Here is a 19,653-nt window from a genome sequence, read left to right as displayed (position 1 = left end):
GGGGCGGCCGTGCGTCGACTCCGAGACCTGCTCACGACCCGAGGCCGTGCGTTCGTCGCGGCGGGAATCACGTTGGTGCTGTGCGGGATCGGGCTCGGCTTCACCGACCTCACCCGGATCGGTGTGCTGCTCGTCGCGCTCCCCCTCCTCAGCGGTCTGCTGATGCGCCGGCACGACCTGCGGTTCGCGCTCGAGCGCACCGCGGTGCCCGGGCGCATCCAGGTCGACGAGCAGTCCCTGGTCACGCTGGCCATCGAGAACGCCGGCGGAGGAGCCAGCCCCCTGCTGATGGCCGAGGAGCAGCTCGACTACGCCCTCGGCGACCGGCCGCGCTTCGTCGTGCCACGTCTGCGCCGCGGCGACCGGCAGGAGGTGCACTACTCGGTGCGCTCCCACGTGCGGGGCCGGCACCGGCTGGGGCCCCTCGGCGTGCGGTTGCGTGACCCGTTCGGCCTGAGCACCCGCGTGGCGGCCATCTCGGGGTCCAGCGACATCCTGGTGCTGCCCAAGATCGTGCCGCTCGGTGGTGGGCAGCCCCCGGGCAGCGGGGTCGGCGCCGAGGGTGCGATCCCCCACATGGTCGCCCTGCACGGCGAGGACGACGTGTCGATCCGGTCCTACCGCGACGGCGACGACCTGCGTCGCATCCACTGGCCGGCGACCGCCAAGACCGGCGAGCTGATGGTCCGCCAGGAGGACCGACCCGCGCGCCGCCGCGCCGCGATCGTCCTCGACTCACGAGCCCGCGGGCACCACGGCTCGGGCACCTCCGGCTCGTTCGAGTGGGGCGTGACCGCGTGCGCCTCCGTCGCAGCGCACCTGATCGACCAGGGGTATGCCGTGCACCTCATCAGCGACGAGACCGCCGAGGACAGCCGGGCTGCCAGCGCGATGGAGGTCGACCCGCTGCTCGACGTGCTGGCGATGGCCGAGACCGGCTCGGACGACCAGTTCGCCGACGTCCTCCAGTCCGCCCACCCGGTGACCGCCTCCGGCGGCCTGGTCCTGGCCGTCGTCACCGACCTCGACGAGGAGCTCGCCCGGCGGGTGGCCTCGCTGCGCCAGCCCGGCGGGACCGCGCTGGCCATCGTGCTGGACCCCGACGGCTTCACCGCCACCAGGCGACACCGGCCCGGCAGCAGCGACGAGCTCGCCTGCGTGCCCGTGCTGCGCGGTGCCGGCTGGACGGTGACCGTCGTCGGCGCCGGTGACGACCTGCCCTCGGTCTGGGGAGTGCTCTCCGGGTCGACCAGCCGGGTGGGTGTGGCATGACCCGCGGACGGCTCGCCGACTCGCTGATCGCGGGCGCCTGCTCCGCCGTCGTCGCCTGGCCGTTGACCACCCTCTTCACGCCGAGCACCTGGATCCGCCCGACCCTGGCCATGGTGCTCGCCGTCGTCGTGGTCGGGGTGGTGGGCCGGATGCTCACCAGCTCCTGGGTCGCCGTCGCCGGTGCCCAGCTGGTGGGGGTCGTCCTGGCCGCGGGCTGGATCTACGGGCGGGGCCACCTCTGGTACGGCCTGCCCTACCCCGACACCGTCCTCGCCTTCAACAACCTGCTCATCGAGGCCCGGGAGACGATCCAGAACTACGCCGCACCCGCCCCGACCGGCCGCGGCATCACGCTGGCCATCGGCCTGGCGATCGGCGTGGTCGCGGTCATCGTCGACCACCTCGCAGTGATGCGACGGTCCCCTGCTCTGGCCGGGCTGCCCCTGCTGACCGCCTTCCTCATCTCGGCCTCCAACTCGGGGAACTCCCTGCACCCGATGTTCTTCGTGGCGTCCGGAGGCCTGTGGCTGCTCATGCTGGGGCGGCAGGGAATCGCCTCGCTCCGGCGGTGGAGCACCACCGTGCCGATGAGCACCACCGGGCGCCGGAACACCGACGACCACGACGGGGCCTACGGCTATGCCGCCGTGGGTCGGAGCCTGGCCGTCGCCGGGCTCGTGGCCGCGGTCGTCGTGCCGGTGGTCATCCCGCACTTCCCGACCCGCTACCTCATCGACGGCCTGGGCCGCTCCAATGAGGCCACCGGGTTCAGCGACGGCCAGGTCGGGCTGAAGTCCACCCTCGACCTGACCAAGAGCCTCAAGACCCTGTCGAAGGCGCCGGTCCTCAGCTACACCACCAACGCCGCCATCCTGACGCCGTTGCGGGTCGGGGTGCTCGAGAACTACCAGGGCGACAGCTGGCGGCCCGAGCGCGACGAGGTCGACTACGGCCGGCAGAGCTCGGTGCCCCTGCCCAGCGAGCTCGGCGACGACGTGCCCCGGGAGACCTACCGGATCTCGGTCGAGGACTCCCGGCTCGAGGCCCCGCAGATCGCCGCGCCCACTCCACTGGTGACCGCCGACCTCGGCCGGGTCAGCTGGGGCCTGGACCGGAACACCTCGGTCGCCGTCGTCAACCGCTCGGTCAGCTCCTACAGCTTCACCTACCTCGCCCTCAACCCGACCCAGGCGTCCCTCGCCCAGTCGAGGCAGGGACCGACGGGTGGTTTCCTGCGCGAGGACCTGCGGGTCGACCCCGAGTCGCAGGAGATCATCAGCAAGACGGTCGGTGAGGTCGTGCCCCCGGACGCCAGTCGCATCGAGGCGGCGCGGGCGATCCAGAAGTACCTGCGCACCGACGGGGGGTTCCGGTACTCCCTCGAGCTCCCCGAGACGGTGAAGAACGAGTTCGGCCAGGACGAGGCGCCCGACCCGATCACGCTCTTCCTGCGCAGCAAGGTCGGCTACTGCGTCCAGTTCGCCACGGCGATGGTGATGATGGCGCGCGAGGCCGGGATCCCCGCGCGCATGGCGATCGGCTTCCTGCCCGGCACGGCCGACCGCGGGACCTACACGGTGCGGGGTTCCGACGCGCACGCCTGGCCCGAGCTGTACTTCGAGGGCATCGGCTGGCTCCGGTTCGAACCCACGCCGTCCGGCACGCAGAGCACGGTCGCCCCGCCCTACTCGCTGGCGCCGACCACCCCCGGCACCGACCCGACCTCGACCAGCACCGCGACGGGTGGAGCCACCGCGAGCCCGACCCGCCCGGAGGGCCGCAACGACCCCGGAGCCACCGACCCGACCAGGACCACCGGGAGCGACTCGGGGTTCGCGAGCTGGTTCGGTCCGCAGACCCGCACCCTGGTGCTGTGGGTCCTGCTCGGGATCGTGATCGGCCTGTTCGGCTCGCTGGCCGTCCCCCTCGCCGCCCGGAGCCGGTTCCGCCGCAGGCTGCGGCACGCTCCGGACGAGTCGACCCGGGTCGAGATCGAGTGGCAGGCGATGACCGAGCGGATCGGCGACCTCGGCGTCATCCCGCCCCGCGGCAGCACCCCGCGTCAGGCCGGCCGGTTCTACCAGCGGGAGGCCTACCTCGAGGGTGAGCAGACCGAGGCGCTGCGCCGGGTCGTCTCCGGGGTGGAGACCTCGCGCTACGCCCCACCGGGGTCGACCGTCACCGACATCCGCGTCGACACCCAGACCGTCGTCAAGGCCGTCTCCGGCGTGCGCCGCCGCAAGGACCGGCTGCGCGCCACCTGGTGGCCGACCGAGGGCCTGCTCGAGTGGCGCGACCGGCGCGCCGCCGTCGCTCGCTTGGTGCGGCGCCCGCTCGACCGGTTCCAGGACTGGCGCGACGCGCGCCGCGACTACCGCGCCTAGCTCGCTGGACGGCATACCGCGATGACGAAAGGCCCCGAGATGGTCTCGGGGCCTTTGGTCACTGCCTTGGTATGCCGCGTCAGTCCAGCGTGCACGGACCAACCGACGTACTGCCTTGCTCAGTCCAGGTAGTCGCGCAGCACCTGGCTGCGGCTCGGGTGGCGCAGCTTGCTCATCGTCTTGGACTCGATCTGGCGGATCCGCTCACGGGTCACGCCGTAGACCTTGCCGATCTCGTCGAGCGTCTTCGGCTGGCCGTCGGTGAGGCCGAACCGCATCGAGACGACCCCGGCCTCGCGCTCGGACAGCGTGTCGAGCACGGAGTGCAGCTGCTCCTGCAGCAGTGTGAAGCTGACCGCGTCGGCAGGCACGACGGCCTCGGAGTCCTCGATGAGGTCACCGAACTCGCTGTCGCCGTCCTCACCCAGGGGGGTGTGCAGGGAGATCGGCTCGCGACCGTACTTCTGGACCTCGACGACCTTCTCCGGGGTCATGTCGAGCTCCTTGGCGAGCTCCTCCGGGGTGGGCTCGCGCCCGAGGTCCTGGAGCATCTGGCGCTGCACGCGGGCCAGCTTGTTGATGACCTCGACCATGTGCACCGGGATGCGGATGGTGCGGGCCTGGTCGGCCATCGCGCGGGTGATCGCCTGGCGGATCCACCACGTCGCGTAGGTCGAGAACTTGTAGCCCTTGGTGTAGTCGAACTTCTCGACCGCACGGATCAGACCCAGGTTGCCCTCCTGGATCAGGTCGAGGAAGAGCATGCCGCGGCCGGTGTAGCGCTTGGCCAGCGAGACCACGAGCCGCAGGTTGGCCTCGAGCAGGTGGTTCTTGGCCTTCTTGCCGTCCTGGGCGATCCACCAGAGCTCGCGCTTGAGCTTCATCTCGATCTTGTCGCCGGAGTTGAGGCGCTCCTCGGCGAACAGGCCGGCCTCGATGCGCTTGGCGAGCTCGACCTCCTGCTCGGCGTTGAGGAGGGCGACCTTGCCGATCTGCTTGAGGTAGTCCTTGACCGGGTCGGCGGTGGCGCCCGCGGTGACGACCTGCTGCACCGGTGCGTCGTCCTCGTCGTCGTCGCGCAGGACGAAGCCTGCGCCCTCGGACTCCTCGTCCTTCTTGTCGTCGTCGGCGTCGTCCTCGACGACGACGTCCTCGAGCTCGGACTCGACCACCTCGGTCGGCTCGGCATCGACGACCTCGTCGTCTCCGGTGGCGGCGGCCTCGTCGGCTGCGGCGCCCGGGGCGGCCGTCTTGCTGGCGGTCTTCGCCCCGGCCTTCGCAGCCGTCTTCTTGGCGGCTGGTGCGGACTCGCCTGCGGCGGCAGCGGCCGCCTTCTTCGTCGTGGTCGCCTTGGCCGGAGCAGCCTTCGCCGCCTTGGTGGCGGTCTTGGCCGCGGTCGCCTTGGCCGGGGCCTTCTCCTCGGCCTTCGCCTCGACCTTGGTCGCGGTCTTGGTCGCCGCGGCGGTCTTGGGGGCAGCCTTCTTGGCCGGCGCGGTGGCCGTCTTCTTGCGGGTGCTGGTCGCAGCCACCGCACGCGAGGCGGTCGCCGAGTCGAGGGTCACGTGGATCCCCTGCTCGTCCAGCGAACGCAGCACGGCCTTCATCCTCTTCGGGGCGATCTCGGCCCCCTCGAGGGCGTCACGCAGCTGCGCGCTGTCCACGGAGCCGTTGGTACGGCCCTGCTTGAGCAGCTTCTGCAGCGCGGGGTGGGAGAACTCCTGGGGGAGAGACGGTGCGGGGCTCGCAGCCTTCTTGGACACAGGCGACACGGACTACCTTTCGTCGCGGACTCGCGGCACGGCGCACGTCATCACAGCCATGCTTTGAGGGGATGTCTGTGACAACAACGGCGGGAGTGGAAGTATTGCGGAGACCGCTCGGGCTGACCCGTCGAGACCTCGTTGGTGACATTGTAAAACGAGATGCCCCCAGATCCCGCATCGGCGCCACGGATGACGCCGATGGTCGCGGCGACACCGGTGGTCGACGGCAGGAGCGGGCCGATCGGACTGCTTGGTCAGTCGTCAGCCTTGACGGCCAGCACCGGGCAGGAGGCATCGAGCAGGATGCGCTGGGCGTTGGAGCCCAGGATCAGCTTGCCGACCGGGGTGCGTCGACGCAGCCCGATGACGATGAAGTCGGCGTTCTCCTCCTCGGCGACCGCGATGAGGTCCTCGGCCGGTTCGTTGCCCCGCACCAGCTGGCGCACCTCGTGCTCCAGACCCTCCTCGTCGAGCTCGCCCTGGATGCGCCTGAGCTCGGTCTCGAAGCGGTTGGCCTCCTCACCGTCGAAGTCGCGCCCACCACGCTGGGAGTTGATGACGATGAGCTTCGACTTGCGAAGCAGGGACTCGTCAGCAGCGCGACGCAGGGCCGCGCGACCTTCCTTCGTCGGGACGTATCCAACAACGATGGCCACGGGGGACCTCCTACGGTCTCTTGGTCGGCCGAGATTCGGCCGGGGCACTGTCGACCGGAGCCTCGTTGCTCCGACCAGGTGCCTGAGCGGCGGCAGCCGCTGCGCCGACCGTACCGGAAATCCCCGGGTCAGGCAGGGCCAGCGAGCACCTTCGCCACGATCGCACCGACCTGCTCGATCTCGATCAGGAAGCCGTCGTGGCCGTAGTCGGAGTGGACCGTGTGAAGCGCCGTCCCGGGGACCGCGTCGGCGATCTCGTGCGACAGCCTCGGGGGGTAGAGCCGGTCCGAGTCGACGGCCACCACGACGAGGTCGGCGGTCACCCGCTCGAGCGCTGCCGCCACTCCCCCACGACCGCGACCGATGTCGTGCGAGTTCATCGCCTCGGTGAGGACCACGTAGGAGTTCGCGTCGAAGCGGCCGGCCAGCTTGCCGGCGTGGTGGTCGAGGTAGGACTCCACGGCATACCGACCGCGGCCACCCAGCGGGTCCTCGGATTGCTGCGGCTGGCGACCGAAGCGCTCGTGCAGCTCGAGCTCGCTGCGGTAGGTGACGTGCGCGATGCGCCGGGCGATCCCCAGCCCGGTCTCGGGCCCGGTGACGTGCTCGTAGTAGTCGCCGCCGTGGAAGTGCGTGTCGGCGCGGATGGCCAGCAGCTGGGCCTGGCACCAGCCGATCTGCTCCGCGGTCGCGTATGCCGTGCTGGCCAGCACGATCGCCGTGCCGACCCGCTCGGGGTGGGTGACGGCCCACTCGAGCGCACGCATGCCCCCCATCGAGCCGCCGAGGACCGTGTGCCAGCGGTCGACCCCGAGGGCGTCGGCCAGCAGGGCCTCGGTCTGCACCTGGTCGCGGACCGTGATGAACGGGAAGCGGCTGCCCCACGGCCTGCCGTCCGGCGCGGGGCTCGAGGGCCCGGTGCTGCCCTGGCAGCCGCCCAGCACGTTGGCGGCCACGACGAAGTAGCGGTCGGAGTCGAGGGGCTTGCCCGGCCCGACGAGGCCGTCCCACCACCCGGGGGTGGGGTGACCGGGACCGGTCGGCCCGTCGACGTGGCTGTCCCCGGTGAGGGCGTGCTCCACGAGGACGGCGTTGTCGCCGGCGGCGTTCAGCTCGCCCCAGGTCTCGTAGGCCACCCGGACAGCGGGCAGCACACCCCCGCGCTCGAGCTCGACCGCGCCGAGGTCGACGAACTGGCGTCGGCCGACCGGGTCGCCGTCCCGCCACGCCCCGGAGGTGGCCTGTGGTGGGGAGGTCGTGGTCATCGAAACTGCTCCTGTGGCGCTCGCGCTTGCCGCCCAGGTGAGGGTCGGCCGGGTCTTCACCCGGGGCACCCCACCGCGAGGAGGGTTGCCGCCCAGCAAGCCGGGGCTTGGCGCTGGGACTCATAACCTGCCGCTCATCATACGAGGCGGGCCCCCCGCTGTCCGCCGCGTCCGCTGCGTGGACGTGCGCACCGTCGGCCACCACGGCTCGCTCGCTCACCCCGCCCGTGCGTCGTCTCGAGCGACCCCGCCGCCCGGGCGGACCCCGAGATCGAGCATCCGCTCGAGCAGCAGCGCCAACCGGTAGCCGGGCGAGGCCTCCAGCGCGCGCTCCAGGCAGGTCCTCGCCAGCGCGCCGTCGCCCAGCCACCACGCAAGGTTCGCCAGCACCGTGAGCGGGGCCGCGGCATGCTCGTCGGGGACGGCCCTGACCAGGTGCTGGAGCCGGACCAGGTGTCGCCTCCCCGCCAGCGCCGCACCCTGGTCGCGACGATCGGTGTCCGGCCGAGGTAGGCAGGTGCGCACTGCATCGACCACGTCGGGCGACAGGCAGTCCGCAGGCAGCGACCCCGGGCACAGCCACGCCACCAGGGCGTCGCGGAGCTCGAGGTCCCGGAGGCTGTCGACGAGCAGCGCGACCTGGTCGGGACGCAACGCCTCCACCGTCAGCTGGTCGTCCCCGGTGCCCCGGAGCCCCAGCGCCAGAGCCCAGGCGGACAACGCCTCGAACCGGTGCGCAGCCCGGCCCAGGCCCCGGCCGTTGCCGGTGCGCTCGGCCCGGGCGGTGCCCTGTGGCCGGGCGGAGCGCCCGGCCCGGGCGGTCCGCTCGGCGCGGGCGGTCCGCTCGGCGCGGGCGGTCCGCTCGGCGCGGGCGGTCCGCTCGGCCACGGCAGCCGCCACGGGCCCGGCGCGATCGGGGTCTGCGGCCACCAGGGCCGCGAGCGCTCCCCGACCGGGCAGCGGCGCGACACCGATGCCGACGAACTCGGCCACCGCGGGCGTGTCAGCCGGTGCAGGGACCGGCGAACCACCGGCAGGACAGCACCCCGAGACGCAGTCGACGGCGAACCACCGGCCGTCCCGCACCACCACCCGGTCGAGCACCTGCACCCCCGCCCGGAGCAGGTGACCGCGGACCGCGTCGAGCGCAGGCCGGCCCGCGCCCCTGCGCGTCTCGTAGGCGACGAGCAGGACCGCATCAGGCTCCTCGTGCAGCAGCGGCGGGACCAGCATCCGCGACGCCTCGTCAGCCGTTGCAGCCGTGGGCAGGTCGACCCGCTCGACCAGGACGACGGCCCGGTCGCGGAGCGCGACGACGACCAGCGAGTCGTGCGGGTGGTAGCCGAGCTGGTAGGGCAGGACGGCGACGACGTCGCCGGGGCTGCGCAACCTGATGGAGTTCATGCGGCCCACCGTGCCCGTCCGTGCGGTCACCCGACACCGTCGTGCCGCAGCCCTGTGGACAGGACGGCTCAGGGCGCACCCCTGTGCACCGCGAAGGGGCGGTACGGCGCCGGATCCGCGCCGTACCGCCCCTTCGAGCCGCTGGGACCAGAGGCCCCGCGTCGCACTACCGCAGGACGTCGCCCTGGACGGTCTCGCGCGCGGCCGCGCCCTTGGCAGTCGGGTCCAGCCGCTCCCACGCGAGGAACGACTCGGTCTCGTTGACCACGGTCGCCGCGATCCACGAGACGACGACCGCGTCGTCGGCCAGCCCGAACACCGACAGGGCCAGCTCGGGGACCAGGTCGATCGGGGACACGACGTAGGCGACCGCCCCGAGGACCATCAGCAGCCGCCCGCGGGTGGTCCCGGCATACTCACCGCGGAAGGTGGCCGCGAACAGCCTGGGCAGGCTCATCAGACGTTCGCCCATGCCGGGCGACCCGGGACGGGTGGCGGTACGCACCGCGGTGGCGATGGTGCGCAGGGCACCGAATCGGTTCATGGGCATGGACGTCCTCCTTGCTCCCGGACGCCAGCTGGCCCGGACACGGTGCCAACGACCCGAGGGCCGTGGTGATTCCCACGCAGCGCCGCGAGCACGCTCAGATCCCGGTGTTCCTGCGGGGGAACTCGTGCCGGGCGTGGTCGGCGATCTTCTTGAGGAGGAACCCGTCGAGACCGGCTCCCAGGACGCCGCCGATGACCGGGACTCCCTTGCCGAACCTGGTCAGCGTCTTCTTGCCGGCGGTCGACAGCAGCCGGAAGCCGACCGCCTTGTTGACCACCATCATCGCCGGACCCGGCAAGCGCTGGGCCGCGAGGTTGGCGAGGCGTCCGGTCGAGGCCACGCCGGCCTTCTTGAGCAGGTCGTCGGCATCGGCCCCGACCAGGGTCAGCAGCACGGCCGAGCGGATCTCCGGCTGCTTGATGTCGTAGCCGCGCAGCGACGCGATGGCGGCCACCATGCGGGTCGCCACGACGTAGAACTCGACGACGTTGGCCGGCAGCGCGACGGGCAGCGTGATGAAGCCACCGAGACCCGTCACGAAGCCACCGGCCGCAGCGAGCTTGAGGTGGCCCCGCACGACGGCGTCGACGGCCTCCTCGGCCTCGGGCTTCTCGGCGCGCTTGACGTCGGCGACCTTCTGGGCGGAGTCGAACGGGCCCTTGCCGTCGATCCCCACGTCGAGGAGGCTCTCGATCAGCCCGGTGACCGCGCCGGCGAACATCCCGGAGTCCTCCCGCCCGGCCTTGGCCTGCTCGAGCGCCGAGGCCGGTGCGACCTCCGACTCGTCCTTGCCCAATCCGAGGAACCCCACGCCACTCTCCCTGATGTCGTCCGGCGACCTGTCCTGCGTCGGACCGGCCCTGTGACCTGCCCTGACGGCTCTGCTCGCCATCCTGCCACGAGGCCCGATGACCAGCAGGTTTAGCCTTGGAACATGCCTGAGTCCGCTGCGTCCACCGACCCGTCCCCCTTCTCCGCCTACGCCCACCCCGACCGGCTGGTCAGCACCGAGTGGTTGGCCGAGCAGCTCGCTGCCGGGAAGGTCGGCGGCCCCGACGGCGTCGTCGTCCTCGAGTCCGACGAGGACGTGCTGCTCTACGAGACCGGCCACATCCCTGGGGCGCTCAAGCTCGACTGGCACCAGGACCTCAACGACCCCGTCGTGCGCGACTACGTCGACGCCGAGCAGTTCGCGTCCGTCATGTCGGCGCGCGGGGTCGGGCGCGACACGACCGTCGTCATCTACGGCGACAAGAACAACTGGTGGGCGGCCTACGCCCTGTGGGTGATGAGCCTCTTCGGCCACGAGGACGTCCGGCTGCTCGACGGCGGCCGCACCAAGTGGGTCGCCGAGGGCCGCGAGCTGACCAAGGACGTGCCGCAGGTGACGCCGCTGTCCGGCGACGCGGCATACCCGATCGTGGAGCGTGACGACGCACCGATCCGGGCGTTCAAGGACGACGTGCTGGCCCACCTCGGGGGGCCGTTGGTCGACGTCCGCTCCCCCGGCGAGTACTCCGGCGAGCTGCTGCACATGCCCGACTACCCGCAGGAGGGCGCCATGCGCGGCGGCCACATCCCCGGCGCCAAGTCGGTGCCGTGGGCCCGCGCGGCCAACGAGGACGGCACCTTCAAGTCCCGCGAGGACCTCGAGGCCATCTACCTCACCGAGCAGGGGCTCTCGCCGAGCGACCCCACGATCGCCTACTGCCGCATCGGTGAGCGCTCGTCGCACACGTGGTTCGTGCTGACCCACCTGCTCGGCTTCGACGCCGTGCGCAACTACGACGGGTCGTGGACCGAGTGGGGCAACGCGGTCCGCGTGCCCGTGGAGAAGTGAGGCCCCGGTGACCCAGGACACGGCCCGAGCGGAGCTGCCGACGGCGATGCAGGAGATCGCCGACGACTTCGCCGATCTCCTTGCGCCGCAACGGCTGGAGCTGCTGTTGGAGTTCAGCGAGGGGCTGCCCGAGCTCCCGGAGAGGTATGCCGGTCGGCTGGGTGAGATGGAACAGGTCCACGAGTGCCAGTCGCCGATCTTCCTCGCCGTGGAGGTCGGGGACGACCCGGCGGACTCACCGGGAGACCGCCCCGTGCACCTGTTCTTCTCGGCCCCCCAGGAGGCGCCGACCACGCGGGGTTTCGCCGGGATCCTGCACGAGGGCCTCGACGGGCTCACCGTCGACGAGGTGCTCGCGGTGCCCGAGGACGCGCCGTACCGGTTCTCGCTGGGCGAGGCGGTCTCACCGCTGCGGCTGCGCGGCATGGTCGGCATGCTGAGCCGGATCAAGCGCCAGGTCGCCCTGAAAACCCGCTCCTAGCAACGGTTTCCCGCGCCCCTCCCCCGAGTCCCAACTTTATCGGGTGACCCGATAAAGGGCGGCTCCACCCCGGAAACTTCCCGGGGTGGAGCCGCCCTTTGTCGGGTGAAGCCTGGCGCGAAGACGCGTGGGCGGTCAGCTCACCGCGTCGAGGGCGTCCACGATGCCGTCGCCGAAGTAGCTGTTGTCCGTCGCCGGACCGGTGCACGGGATGCTGGTGCCACCCTCAGGGGCGGAGCAGGCCCGGTTGTCGGCCTGGGCGCGCAGCTTGGCGACCATCTGGGCCGGGGTCCAGTCCGGGTGGACCGACTTCATCAGGGCGAGCACACCGGCGACGTGCGGCGACGCCATCGACGTGCCGCTCTTGGTGCCGTAGCCGTTGTTGGTGACGATCGTCGACAGGATCGTCCGACCCGGTGCCGCGACGTCGATGACGCCCAGGCCACGGTTGCTGAACGACGCAAGCTGCTCGGTGCGGTTCGTCGCGGAGACGGTGACCACTCCGGGGAGCTCGGTGGGGATGTCCAGGCAGTCGTTGTTGATCTGCCGGGTGATCGGCTTGGTGTCGTTCGGGCTCGCGCTGTCGGTCGTCTTGTTGGCGAGGTCCTTCGCGGAGTTGCCCGCCGCGGCGGCGTGCACCACACCCTGCTCGGTGGACCAGGCGACGGCCCGCTCGACGGCCGTGCGGACGGCAGCCTGGTCGGGCTGGTCGCCGCACCAGTACTCCATCGGGTCGATGTAGTAGCTGTTGTTGGTCACGTCCATCTTGTGCTCGCCGGCCCAGATGAAGCCGCAGATCGCGTACTCCGGGTAGATGAACCCGTCGTCGTTGACGACCTTGACCGACGCCATCCGCACGTTCGGGGCGACCCCGACGATGCCGGTGCCGTTGCGGGCCGCCCCGACCGTACCGGCTACGTGCGTGCCGTGGTCGGAGGTCGTCGGGTACCACGCGCCCGCGCTCTGGTCGGGACGGCCGGCCCCGACACAGCTCACCGAGTCGGCGACGTCGATGTTGGCGGCCAGGTCCGGGTGGTCGGGGTCGATGCCGCTGTCGAGCACGCCGACGACCACCGAGCGGTCACCGTCGGTGATCTTGTGGGCCTGGTCGGCCTTGATCTGGACCAGGTCCCACTGCTCGGTCTCCCGCGGGTCCGGGGCCGGGGCGGCCTCGCTGGTCAACGCGTCGGAGAGGTCGCCGTTGGCGGGCTTGGCGTGGCCCTTCTGGTAGCCCGAGGCTCCGTTCCCCCAGGACGGCGACAGGTCGGCCGGGGTGCCCTCGCTCACGGCCGCGGTGCGCGACGCACCCACGGAGCTCACGGCGTTGCCGCCGAGGCGGACCACGTCGGTGCGGAACGCTGCGCGGTCGGAGTGGGCGACGACGACGCCGATCTGCGGCCAGGACTGGACGACGACGCCGCCGGACGCGACCACGGCGCGCTCGACGAGCCGCGTCTGGCCGGGGTTGGCCACCTTGGCGTTGACGACGTAGCTCATGAGGTAGCCGTCGGGGGTCACCACGGGCACCGGCGTCGAGGCGTCCTGCGCCGTGCCGGTCGTCGTGGTGGTGGTCGTGGACGCGGCGCTGGAGCCGGTGTCGTCGGCCGGTGACGCGGTGGCACTTCCTGCCGCGAGCAGCGACGCGGCGAACAGGCCGCCAGCCGCCACGAGGGCGAGGCCACGTCCGTGCGGGGAACGGTGGTGCATGGGTTTTCCTCCTGGGTGGGGATGGAGTCACTGGGGTTCCGATCGGAAATGTCCAGTTCTCAGGACTCTGCCCGAATTTGGGTAAGGAGTGGGTATGGAAGGTGGCGGGTGGCACGGGTCGCCGGGACCGTCGGTGCGGGGTGCGAGGATGAGCCCGCCATGGCTGCCCTCGTCGCGTTCGTCACCGCACCGGACGGTCGGGGCGCCCTCGTCGCCGGGGCCGGCGAGACCTCGCTCGAGCTGGTCGGGGCGCTGGCCCCCCTCGTGGAACGCGCCCAGGAGCTGGAGGCCGCCGGCTCGACGCGCTGGGTGTGGTGGTCTGCCGCGGCCGACGCGGTGCCGCTCGTCTCGGCCGGCCTCCCGGTGGCGCGCTGCTGGGACGTGGCCGAGGCGCACCGCCTCCTCGTGGGCGGCTGGGAGGCGACTCCCCAGGTGGCCTGGGCCGCGGCCCACGGGCTGGCCCGCGCCGGCCTGCCCGAGGCCACCCGCGGCGACCTCTTCGACTTCAGCGCTGCCCACTCCACCGAGCAGGCGCCGGACGCCACGGGTTCGAGCCGGGTGGTGCGGGCCGACAGCTACCTCGACCCCGACGCGGGCACCGCGAGCTGGCGCCCCGACGATGCCACCCTCCTGGCCTGGGGCCGCGCCGCGCTCGACTGCGCCCGCGCGCAGGAAGCCGCCCTCGGCGAGGTCGCACCGCGCGCCGTGGCAGCGGCCCACTCGGAGTCCGCGGCGGCATACCTCTGCCTCGAGCTGGCCCGCGACGGCCTGCCGGTCGACCGCGCGACGGCCGAGCGGATGATCGCCGAGGCGGCGGGAGCGCGTCCCGAGGACGAGGCAGACGCGCGGCGAATCCGCGCCGAGCGCGATCGCGCCGTCCTCGAGCACACGCCCGGCCGTGAGACCACCGACCTGCGAAACCCGTTGCAGGTCAAGGAGCTCCTCGCCTCCGTGGGGGTCGTCGTCCCCAACACCCGCAAGTGGGTCCTCGAGCCGTTCCGCGAGACCCACCCCGTCGTCGAGGCCCTGTTGGAGTGGCGCAAGGCCGAGCGGATCGCCACCACCTACGGCTACCCGTGGCTCGATGCCCACGTCGGACCTGACGACCGCCTTCGCGGCGGCTGGACCGCCTGTGACGGCGCGGCGGGGCGGATGACCGCCCAGAACGGCCTGCACAACCTGCCCACGGCCCTGCGACCCGCGGTGGCAGCCCACGGGGGCCACGTCTTCGTGCGCGCCGACCTCGGCCAGATCGAGCCGCGGGTGCTGGCTGCGGTCTCGGGCGACGAGGCGTTCGCGGCCGCCACCCGCGCCGACGACCTCTACGCACCGGTCGCCTCCGCCCTCGGGGTGGAGCGCCCGGTGGCCAAGATCGCGGTGCTCGCGGCGATGTACGGCCAGCGCAGCGGAGCAGCCGGCGAGGCGCTCAAGGGCCTCGAACGCACCTACCCCGTCGCGATGGGCTACCTCGACGCCGCGTATGCCGCGGGGTTGCGGCGCGAGCCGCTGCGCACCTACGGGGGCCGCCTGATCCGGCTCGACAACGTCCTGGCCGACGGGCCGGCCGAGGCCGTCGCCGCCTACGACGCGGCGCGGGGACGGTTCGCGCGCAATGCCGTCATCCAGGGCTCGGCCGCCGAGCTCTTCAAGGCGTGGGCCGCGACGGTGCGGGCCACCACGCGAGACCTCGGCGCCCAGATCGTGCTCTGCCTCCACGACGAGCTGCTCGTGCACGTGCCGCAGGAGAACGCCGCGGAGACCCGGCGCCGGCTCGAGCAAGCCCTCACCGACAGCGCCCGCCGGTGGACCGGCTCGACCCGGGTGCGGTTCGTGGCCGACGCGTCGGTGATCCACCGCTGGTCCGAGGCCAAGGACTAGCGAGGACCCGGCCGAGGATTGTCGGCCAACAAGGCGCTGACCTGCGGCAACGCGTGGTTAGGTGGGGGCATGGATCATCAGGACGTGAAACAGGCCGCCTCCAAGGCGGCCGACCACCCGGCCCTCGAGGCCGTCGCCCGAGTGGGTTACGCCGTCAGCGGGCTGCTGCACCTGCTCATCGGGTGGATCACCCTGCAGGTCGCCTTCGGCGGCAGCGGCAAGAACGCCGACCAGAGCGGCGCGCTGGCGTCCCTCGCCGGCAACGGCGCGGGCAAGGCAGCCCTGTGGGTCGGTGTCATCGGCTTCCTCGGCCTGGCGATCTGGCAGGTCGCCGATGCCATCGTCGGGCACCCGGGTGGCGACAAGGACGCGTGGGGCGGTCGGGCCAAGGCCGTCGGCAAGGCCCTCGTCTACCTCGCCCTCGCCTGGTCGGCCTTCAACTTCGCCCGCGGCAAGTCCAGCGACAGCCGCAGCCAGAGCGTCGACTTCACCTCGAAGCTGCTCGACAAGCCCGGTGGGCGCGCCCTCGTGGTGGTCGTCGGCCTCGTCGTGATCGGGATCGGGATCTACCACGTCTACAAGGGCGCCAAGAAGAAGTTCCTCGAGGACCTCAAGGACCACCCGGGCACGTGGGCCACCCGCGCCGGCCGGGTCGGCTACATCGCCAAGGGTATCGCCCTGGTCATCGTCGGGTTCCTCTTCGTCGCCGCCGGTGTCCACAAGCAGGCCAAGGAGGCCAGTGGGCTGGACGGAGCACTGAAGTCGCTGCGCGACGAGCCGTTCGGCCCCGTGCTGCTGGTCGTGATGGCCGTGGGCTTCGCCGCCTTCGGCCTCTACAGCTTCGCCCGCGCCAAGCACGCCAAGGTCTGAGCCACCGAACGACCCGGCGGCCCCGCACGCCCGAGACCCTGACCCGCAGTGCTGCGGGTCAGGGTCTCGGGCGTTGGTGGTCGGCGCGGCGGGCGCGAGGGTCAGCTGGGGTGGCCCTCGCCGGCGTCCTCGTCGGGGAGGTCACGCAGGAACTGCTCGAACTCGGCCCCGATCTCGTCGGCTGACGGCAGCTCGCTCACGTCGGTGGCGAGCAGGCTCGGCTTCTGACGGCCCTCGCTGAAGGTGTCGTACTGGCGCTCGAGCGCCGCGATCACCTGGGACACCTCGTCGGACCCCTCGATCTCGCGGGCGATCTCGGCCCGGTTGAGGCCGGCCTGCGCGATGAGGTCGTCGATCGGCAGGTTGAGGCCGGTGGCGGCGGTGATGGCGTTGAGCGCGGTCACCGCGCCGTCGGCGAACTCGGCCTGAGCCAGGTAGTGGGGCACGTGGACGGCGAACCCGAGGGCGTCGTGACCCGACTCCCCCAGCCGCAGCTCGAGCAGGGACGAGAGGCTGGCAGGCACCTCGACGCGACCGAACGGGTTGTCCTGCAACGGAATCAGTCGCGGGTCGGTGGCGTGGGAAGTGAGCCCGATCGGCCGGGTGTGCGGGACGGCCATGGGGATGCCGTGCGCGCTGACGACGAGGTTGACCCCGAGCAGCACGACCAGCTGGCGGACCGCCTCGGTCATGCGCTCCCACTGGAAGTCCGGCTCGGGACCGGTCAGGAGCAGGTACGGGGTGCCGTCGCGGTCGACCAGGCGGTGCAGCGCGAGGCACGGGTCGTCGTAGCTGAGCCAGCGGTTGGAGTCGAAGACCATCCCCGGTCGGCGGCTGCGGTAGTCGACCATCTGGTCGATGTCGAAGGACGCGACGACGGTGGACTCTCCGGTGGCCAGCAGGTGGTCGGTCAGGAGTCGCTGGGTGTGGCCGGCGTCCATGAACCCGCCCAGCGCGACGAGCAGGACCGACGCCCGCAGCTCCTGCGGGTCGGTGTCGGTCTCGAAGTGGTAGAGCTCGGACGGGTTCAGCACGGCTACTCCAGCGGTCGGTTCGACGATCTGCATTTCGACGCGGGTCGCTGGGTGCGACCCGGTCCACAGTGCCAACGCTTCAGCATGACAGGGGATTCCGTCGTCCACCTCCACCACCGTCGGGAGGTCGCGGACCAACTTCAGTGTGACGCCGGTCACACCCAGCGACTTTGCGGAATGGCCCGGACCAGCGTACGGTTCGATGAAACGAAACAGTTTCGTACCGTCCAGCGCCAGCCCCCACCCGAGGAAGCACCCGTGACCCCCACCCGCACCACCGCCGCACCGGAGACCCAGGAGTCCGCCGAGCCGGCGCGCACCCGTCCCCGCGTCGAAGGTGACCGCGAGCGGGAGATCCTCGAGGCAGCTCTCGTCACGCTGGCGGACGTCGGCTACGACCGGCTCAACTTCGACGCGGTGGCCAGTGCCGCCAAGGCGTCGAAGGCCACCCTCTACCGCCGCTGGCCCGGCAAGGTCGACCTCGTCGTCGACGCGCTGCAGCTGATGGTCGGCGTCGAGGCGGACCGTTACCCGGACACCGGCTCGCTGCGCGGTGACCTGATCGCGCAGGCCTGCGCCAAGGGCGGCATCGGGGAAGACCTGCCGCTGCAGGTCTTCGCCGCGCTGCTCGGCTCGCTGCACCGCGACCCCGAGCTGCGCGACGCCATCATGACTCGCCTGATGGCCCCCAAGCTGGCGGTCACCCTCAAGACCTTCCGCGCCGCCCAGCGGCGCGGGGAGATCGGCAAGGACGCCGATCTGGAACTGCTGGCGCGACTGCTGCCGGCGATCACCATCCACGAGGCGATGCTGACGGGTGCGCACCCGTCGCAGGAACGCCTCATCACCTTGGTGGACAGCGTCGTCCTCCCCGCCTGCGCCGCGACGTTGCAGCGCGACTGACCACGCACCACCACCCAAGCCACGCACCACCCACACCCCAAGGAACACCCATGTCTTCGACTGTTGTCGTCGAGCCTGTCTCGACCCCGGGACCCGACGCCGCACCCAGCGGCAAGGGCCGGCACCTGGGCATCGCCCTCACCGTCATCACGGCCGCCCAGCTCATGGTCGTGCTCGACGGCACCATCGTGAACATCGCGATGCCGCACATCATGGCCGACCTCGGCTTCACCCAGGAGAACCTCTCGTGGGTCGTCACGGCCTACACCCTGGCCTTCGGTGGGCTGCTGCTCCTCGGCGGCCGTCTCGGTGACCTGTTCGGTCGCCGCAGGGTCTTCATGACCGGTGTGCTCGTCTTCGCCGGCGCCTCCCTCCTCGGTGGGCTCGCGCAGACCGAGGGCATGCTGCTCGGCGCCCGCGCGCTGCAGGGCATCGGCGCCGCGCTGGCCTCCCCCACCGCCCTCGCCCTCATCACCACGACGTTCCCTGCCGGACCGGCGCGCAACCGCGCCATGGGCGTGTATGCCGCGATGTCCGGTGCCGGTGCGGCCGTGGGCCTCATCCTCGGCGGCGCGCTGACCGAGATCGACTGGCGCTGGACGATGTTCATCAACGTGCCGATCGGTCTCCTCGTCGCCTTCCTGGCCCCGCGCTTCCTCTCCGAGTCGGAGCCCGGCAAGGGCCGGATCGACGTCCCCGGAGCGATCCTGGGCACCGGTGGCCTCGTGTCCCTCGTCTACGGCCTCACCAACGCCGCCAGTGACTCCTGGACCTCGGCGACCACCCTCACCACCCTGATCGCCGGTGTCGCGATGCTCGTCGCGTTCGTGGTCGTGGAGATGCGCTCCTCGCACGCCCTCATGCCGATCCGCATCCTGGCCGACCGCACCCGCGGCACGTCCTTCGCGGTGATGCTCATCGTCGGTGCCGCGATGTTCGCGATGTTCTACTTCCTCGGCCTCTACATCCAGCAGGTGCTGGGCTACTCACCGCTGAAGTCCGGCTTCGCCTTCCTGCCGTTCTCCTTCGGCATCGTCGTCGCCGCCCAGGTCGCCTCCACCCTGATGACCCGGGTCGACCCGCGCTGGATCTCCGGTGTCGGCACCCTGCTGGCCGCGACCGGCATGTTCGGATTCGCCCAGCTCGACGTCGACAGCGCCTATGCCACGGGCCTGCTCCCGTGGATCGTCGTCCTCGCGGTCGGCATGGGCCTGACCTTCGTGCCGATGACCCTCACGGCCACCGCCGGGGTCGCCTCGGAGGACTCCGGTGTCGCCTCCGCGGTGCTCAACACCATGCAGCAGGTCGGTGGCGCACTGGGTCTGGCCACGCTGAGCACGGTGTTCGCGAACGGCGCCAAGGACCGTGGCGCCGAGCTCGGCGCCGCGCTGCAGGCCAAGGCGGCGTCGGGCGCGCTCTCCCCCGAGCAGATCCAGGCCGCCCAGCACCAGATCGCCCTCCAGGCGCAGACCTTCGGCTCCAGCCACGCCTACCTGGTGGCCGGCGTGATGATCCTCGTTGGCTCGCTGGTCACCTTCGGGTTCCTCAACGTCAAGCACGAGTCGCTGTCGTCCGAGGGCCACGAGAACGTGCACCTCGCCTGACCGTCACCGCACCGAGGAGGGCCCCGACCACCGCCGTGGTCG

16 protein-coding genes and 1 riboswitch are annotated in these 19,653 nt (G+C 71.7%); of the genes, 8 read left to right on the top strand and 8 right to left on the bottom strand.

Going from position 1 to position 19,653, the window contains the following annotated elements; all coding sequences use genetic code 11:
- Positions 1–9: 9 nt before the first annotated feature.
- Together ASG91_RS00500 and ASG91_RS00495 are read left to right on the top strand one after the other, a co-directional pair.
- Positions 10–1,272: a DUF58 domain-containing protein gene (locus ASG91_RS00500; RefSeq protein WP_056920670.1), complete on the top strand. Its 1,263-nt coding sequence runs from the start codon at positions 10–12 to the stop codon at positions 1,270–1,272.
- Complete coding sequence (locus tag ASG91_RS00495) at positions 1,269–3,656, top strand: transglutaminaseTgpA domain-containing protein (RefSeq protein ID WP_056920669.1); 2,388 nt, start codon at positions 1,269–1,271, stop codon at positions 3,654–3,656. The genes ASG91_RS00500 and ASG91_RS00495 overlap by 4 nt, the downstream gene beginning before the upstream one ends.
- Positions 3,657–3,775: 119 nt before the next feature.
- Here ASG91_RS00495 and ASG91_RS00490 read toward each other — a convergent pair whose 3' ends face one another.
- The 6 genes from ASG91_RS00490 to ASG91_RS00465 all read right to left on the bottom strand — a co-directional run bounded on the left by ASG91_RS00490 (position 3,776) and on the right by ASG91_RS00465 (position 10,105).
- Positions 3,776–5,416 (bottom strand): RNA polymerase sigma factor, encoded by a 1,641-nt coding sequence (locus tag ASG91_RS00490; protein WP_056920668.1) that lies wholly within the window; start codon positions 5,414–5,416, stop codon positions 3,776–3,778.
- Positions 5,417–5,673: 257 nt separating this feature from the next.
- The gene (locus ASG91_RS00485) at positions 5,674–6,075 is read right to left on the bottom strand and encodes a universal stress protein (protein WP_056920667.1); all 402 of its coding nucleotides are present in this window, start codon (positions 6,073–6,075) and stop codon (positions 5,674–5,676) included.
- 128 nt (positions 6,076–6,203) lie between these two features.
- A complete protein-coding gene (locus ASG91_RS00480) occupies positions 6,204–7,340 on the bottom strand; it encodes a homoserine O-acetyltransferase (RefSeq protein WP_056920666.1) in 1,137 nt (378 codons plus the stop codon).
- 17 nt (positions 7,341–7,357) lie between these two features.
- A riboswitch (SAM riboswitch) is annotated at positions 7,358–7,468 on the bottom strand.
- 88 nt (positions 7,469–7,556) lie between these two features.
- Entirely contained in the window at positions 7,557–8,744 is a 1,188-nt protein-coding gene (locus ASG91_RS00475) for a DUF4192 domain-containing protein (protein WP_056920665.1), read from the bottom strand.
- 166 nt (positions 8,745–8,910) lie between these two features.
- Positions 8,911–9,294: a YkvA family protein gene (locus ASG91_RS00470; RefSeq protein WP_056920664.1), complete on the bottom strand. Its 384-nt coding sequence runs from the start codon at positions 9,292–9,294 to the stop codon at positions 8,911–8,913.
- 94 nt (positions 9,295–9,388) lie between these two features.
- Entirely contained in the window at positions 9,389–10,105 is a 717-nt protein-coding gene (locus ASG91_RS00465; RefSeq protein ID WP_056920663.1) for an EcsC family protein, read from the bottom strand.
- Positions 10,106–10,228: 123 nt separating this feature from the next.
- Between ASG91_RS00465 and ASG91_RS00460 the strand changes: the two genes are divergently transcribed.
- Both ASG91_RS00460 and ASG91_RS00455 read left to right on the top strand, forming a co-directional pair.
- Complete coding sequence (locus tag ASG91_RS00460) at positions 10,229–11,134, top strand: sulfurtransferase (protein WP_056920662.1); 906 nt, start codon at positions 10,229–10,231, stop codon at positions 11,132–11,134.
- A 46-nt stretch (positions 11,135–11,180) separates the two neighbouring features.
- Positions 11,181–11,615, top strand: coding sequence for a SufE family protein (locus tag ASG91_RS00455; protein ID WP_056921185.1), 435 nt, complete (start codon positions 11,181–11,183; stop codon positions 11,613–11,615).
- A gap of 135 nt (positions 11,616–11,750) precedes the next feature.
- Here ASG91_RS00455 and ASG91_RS00450 read toward each other — a convergent pair whose 3' ends face one another.
- A complete protein-coding gene (locus tag ASG91_RS00450; RefSeq protein WP_082593800.1) occupies positions 11,751–13,322 on the bottom strand; it encodes a S8 family serine peptidase in 1,572 nt (523 codons plus the stop codon).
- A gap of 159 nt (positions 13,323–13,481) precedes the next feature.
- Between ASG91_RS00450 and ASG91_RS00445 the strand changes: the two genes are divergently transcribed.
- Positions 13,482–15,200 carry a DNA polymerase gene (locus tag ASG91_RS00445; RefSeq protein ID WP_056921183.1) on the top strand — a complete coding sequence of 573 codons (1,719 nt, stop codon included), beginning with the start codon at positions 13,482–13,484 and terminating at the stop codon, positions 15,198–15,200.
- Between the two features lie 69 nt (positions 15,201–15,269).
- Positions 15,270–16,070, top strand: a complete 801-nt coding sequence (locus tag ASG91_RS00440; RefSeq protein ID WP_056920661.1) for a DUF1206 domain-containing protein — start codon at positions 15,270–15,272, stop codon at positions 16,068–16,070.
- A 101-nt stretch (positions 16,071–16,171) separates the two neighbouring features.
- Here the strand turns inward: ASG91_RS00440 and ASG91_RS00435 are convergent, their stop codons facing one another.
- Complete coding sequence (locus ASG91_RS00435; protein WP_235545291.1) at positions 16,172–17,137, bottom strand: PAC2 family protein; 966 nt, start codon at positions 17,135–17,137, stop codon at positions 16,172–16,174.
- Between the two features lie 225 nt (positions 17,138–17,362).
- Here ASG91_RS00435 and ASG91_RS00430 point away from each other — a divergent pair, with 225 nt between their 5' ends.
- Complete coding sequence (locus ASG91_RS00430; protein WP_056920660.1) at positions 17,363–18,007, top strand: TetR-like C-terminal domain-containing protein; 645 nt, start codon at positions 17,363–17,365, stop codon at positions 18,005–18,007.
- Positions 18,008–18,057: 50 nt separating this feature from the next.
- Entirely contained in the window at positions 18,058–19,611 is a 1,554-nt protein-coding gene (locus ASG91_RS00425) for an MFS transporter (RefSeq protein WP_056920659.1), read from the top strand.
- Positions 19,612–19,653: the final 42 nt, after the last annotated feature.

Origin of the sequence: Phycicoccus sp. Soil802 (genome assembly GCF_001429605.1) — a bacterium.
GTDB lineage: Bacteria > Actinomycetota > Actinomycetes > Actinomycetales > Dermatophilaceae > Pedococcus.
The sequence above is the reverse complement of the archived record's forward strand: the minus strand, read 5'-3'. Positions and strand labels throughout refer to the sequence as shown.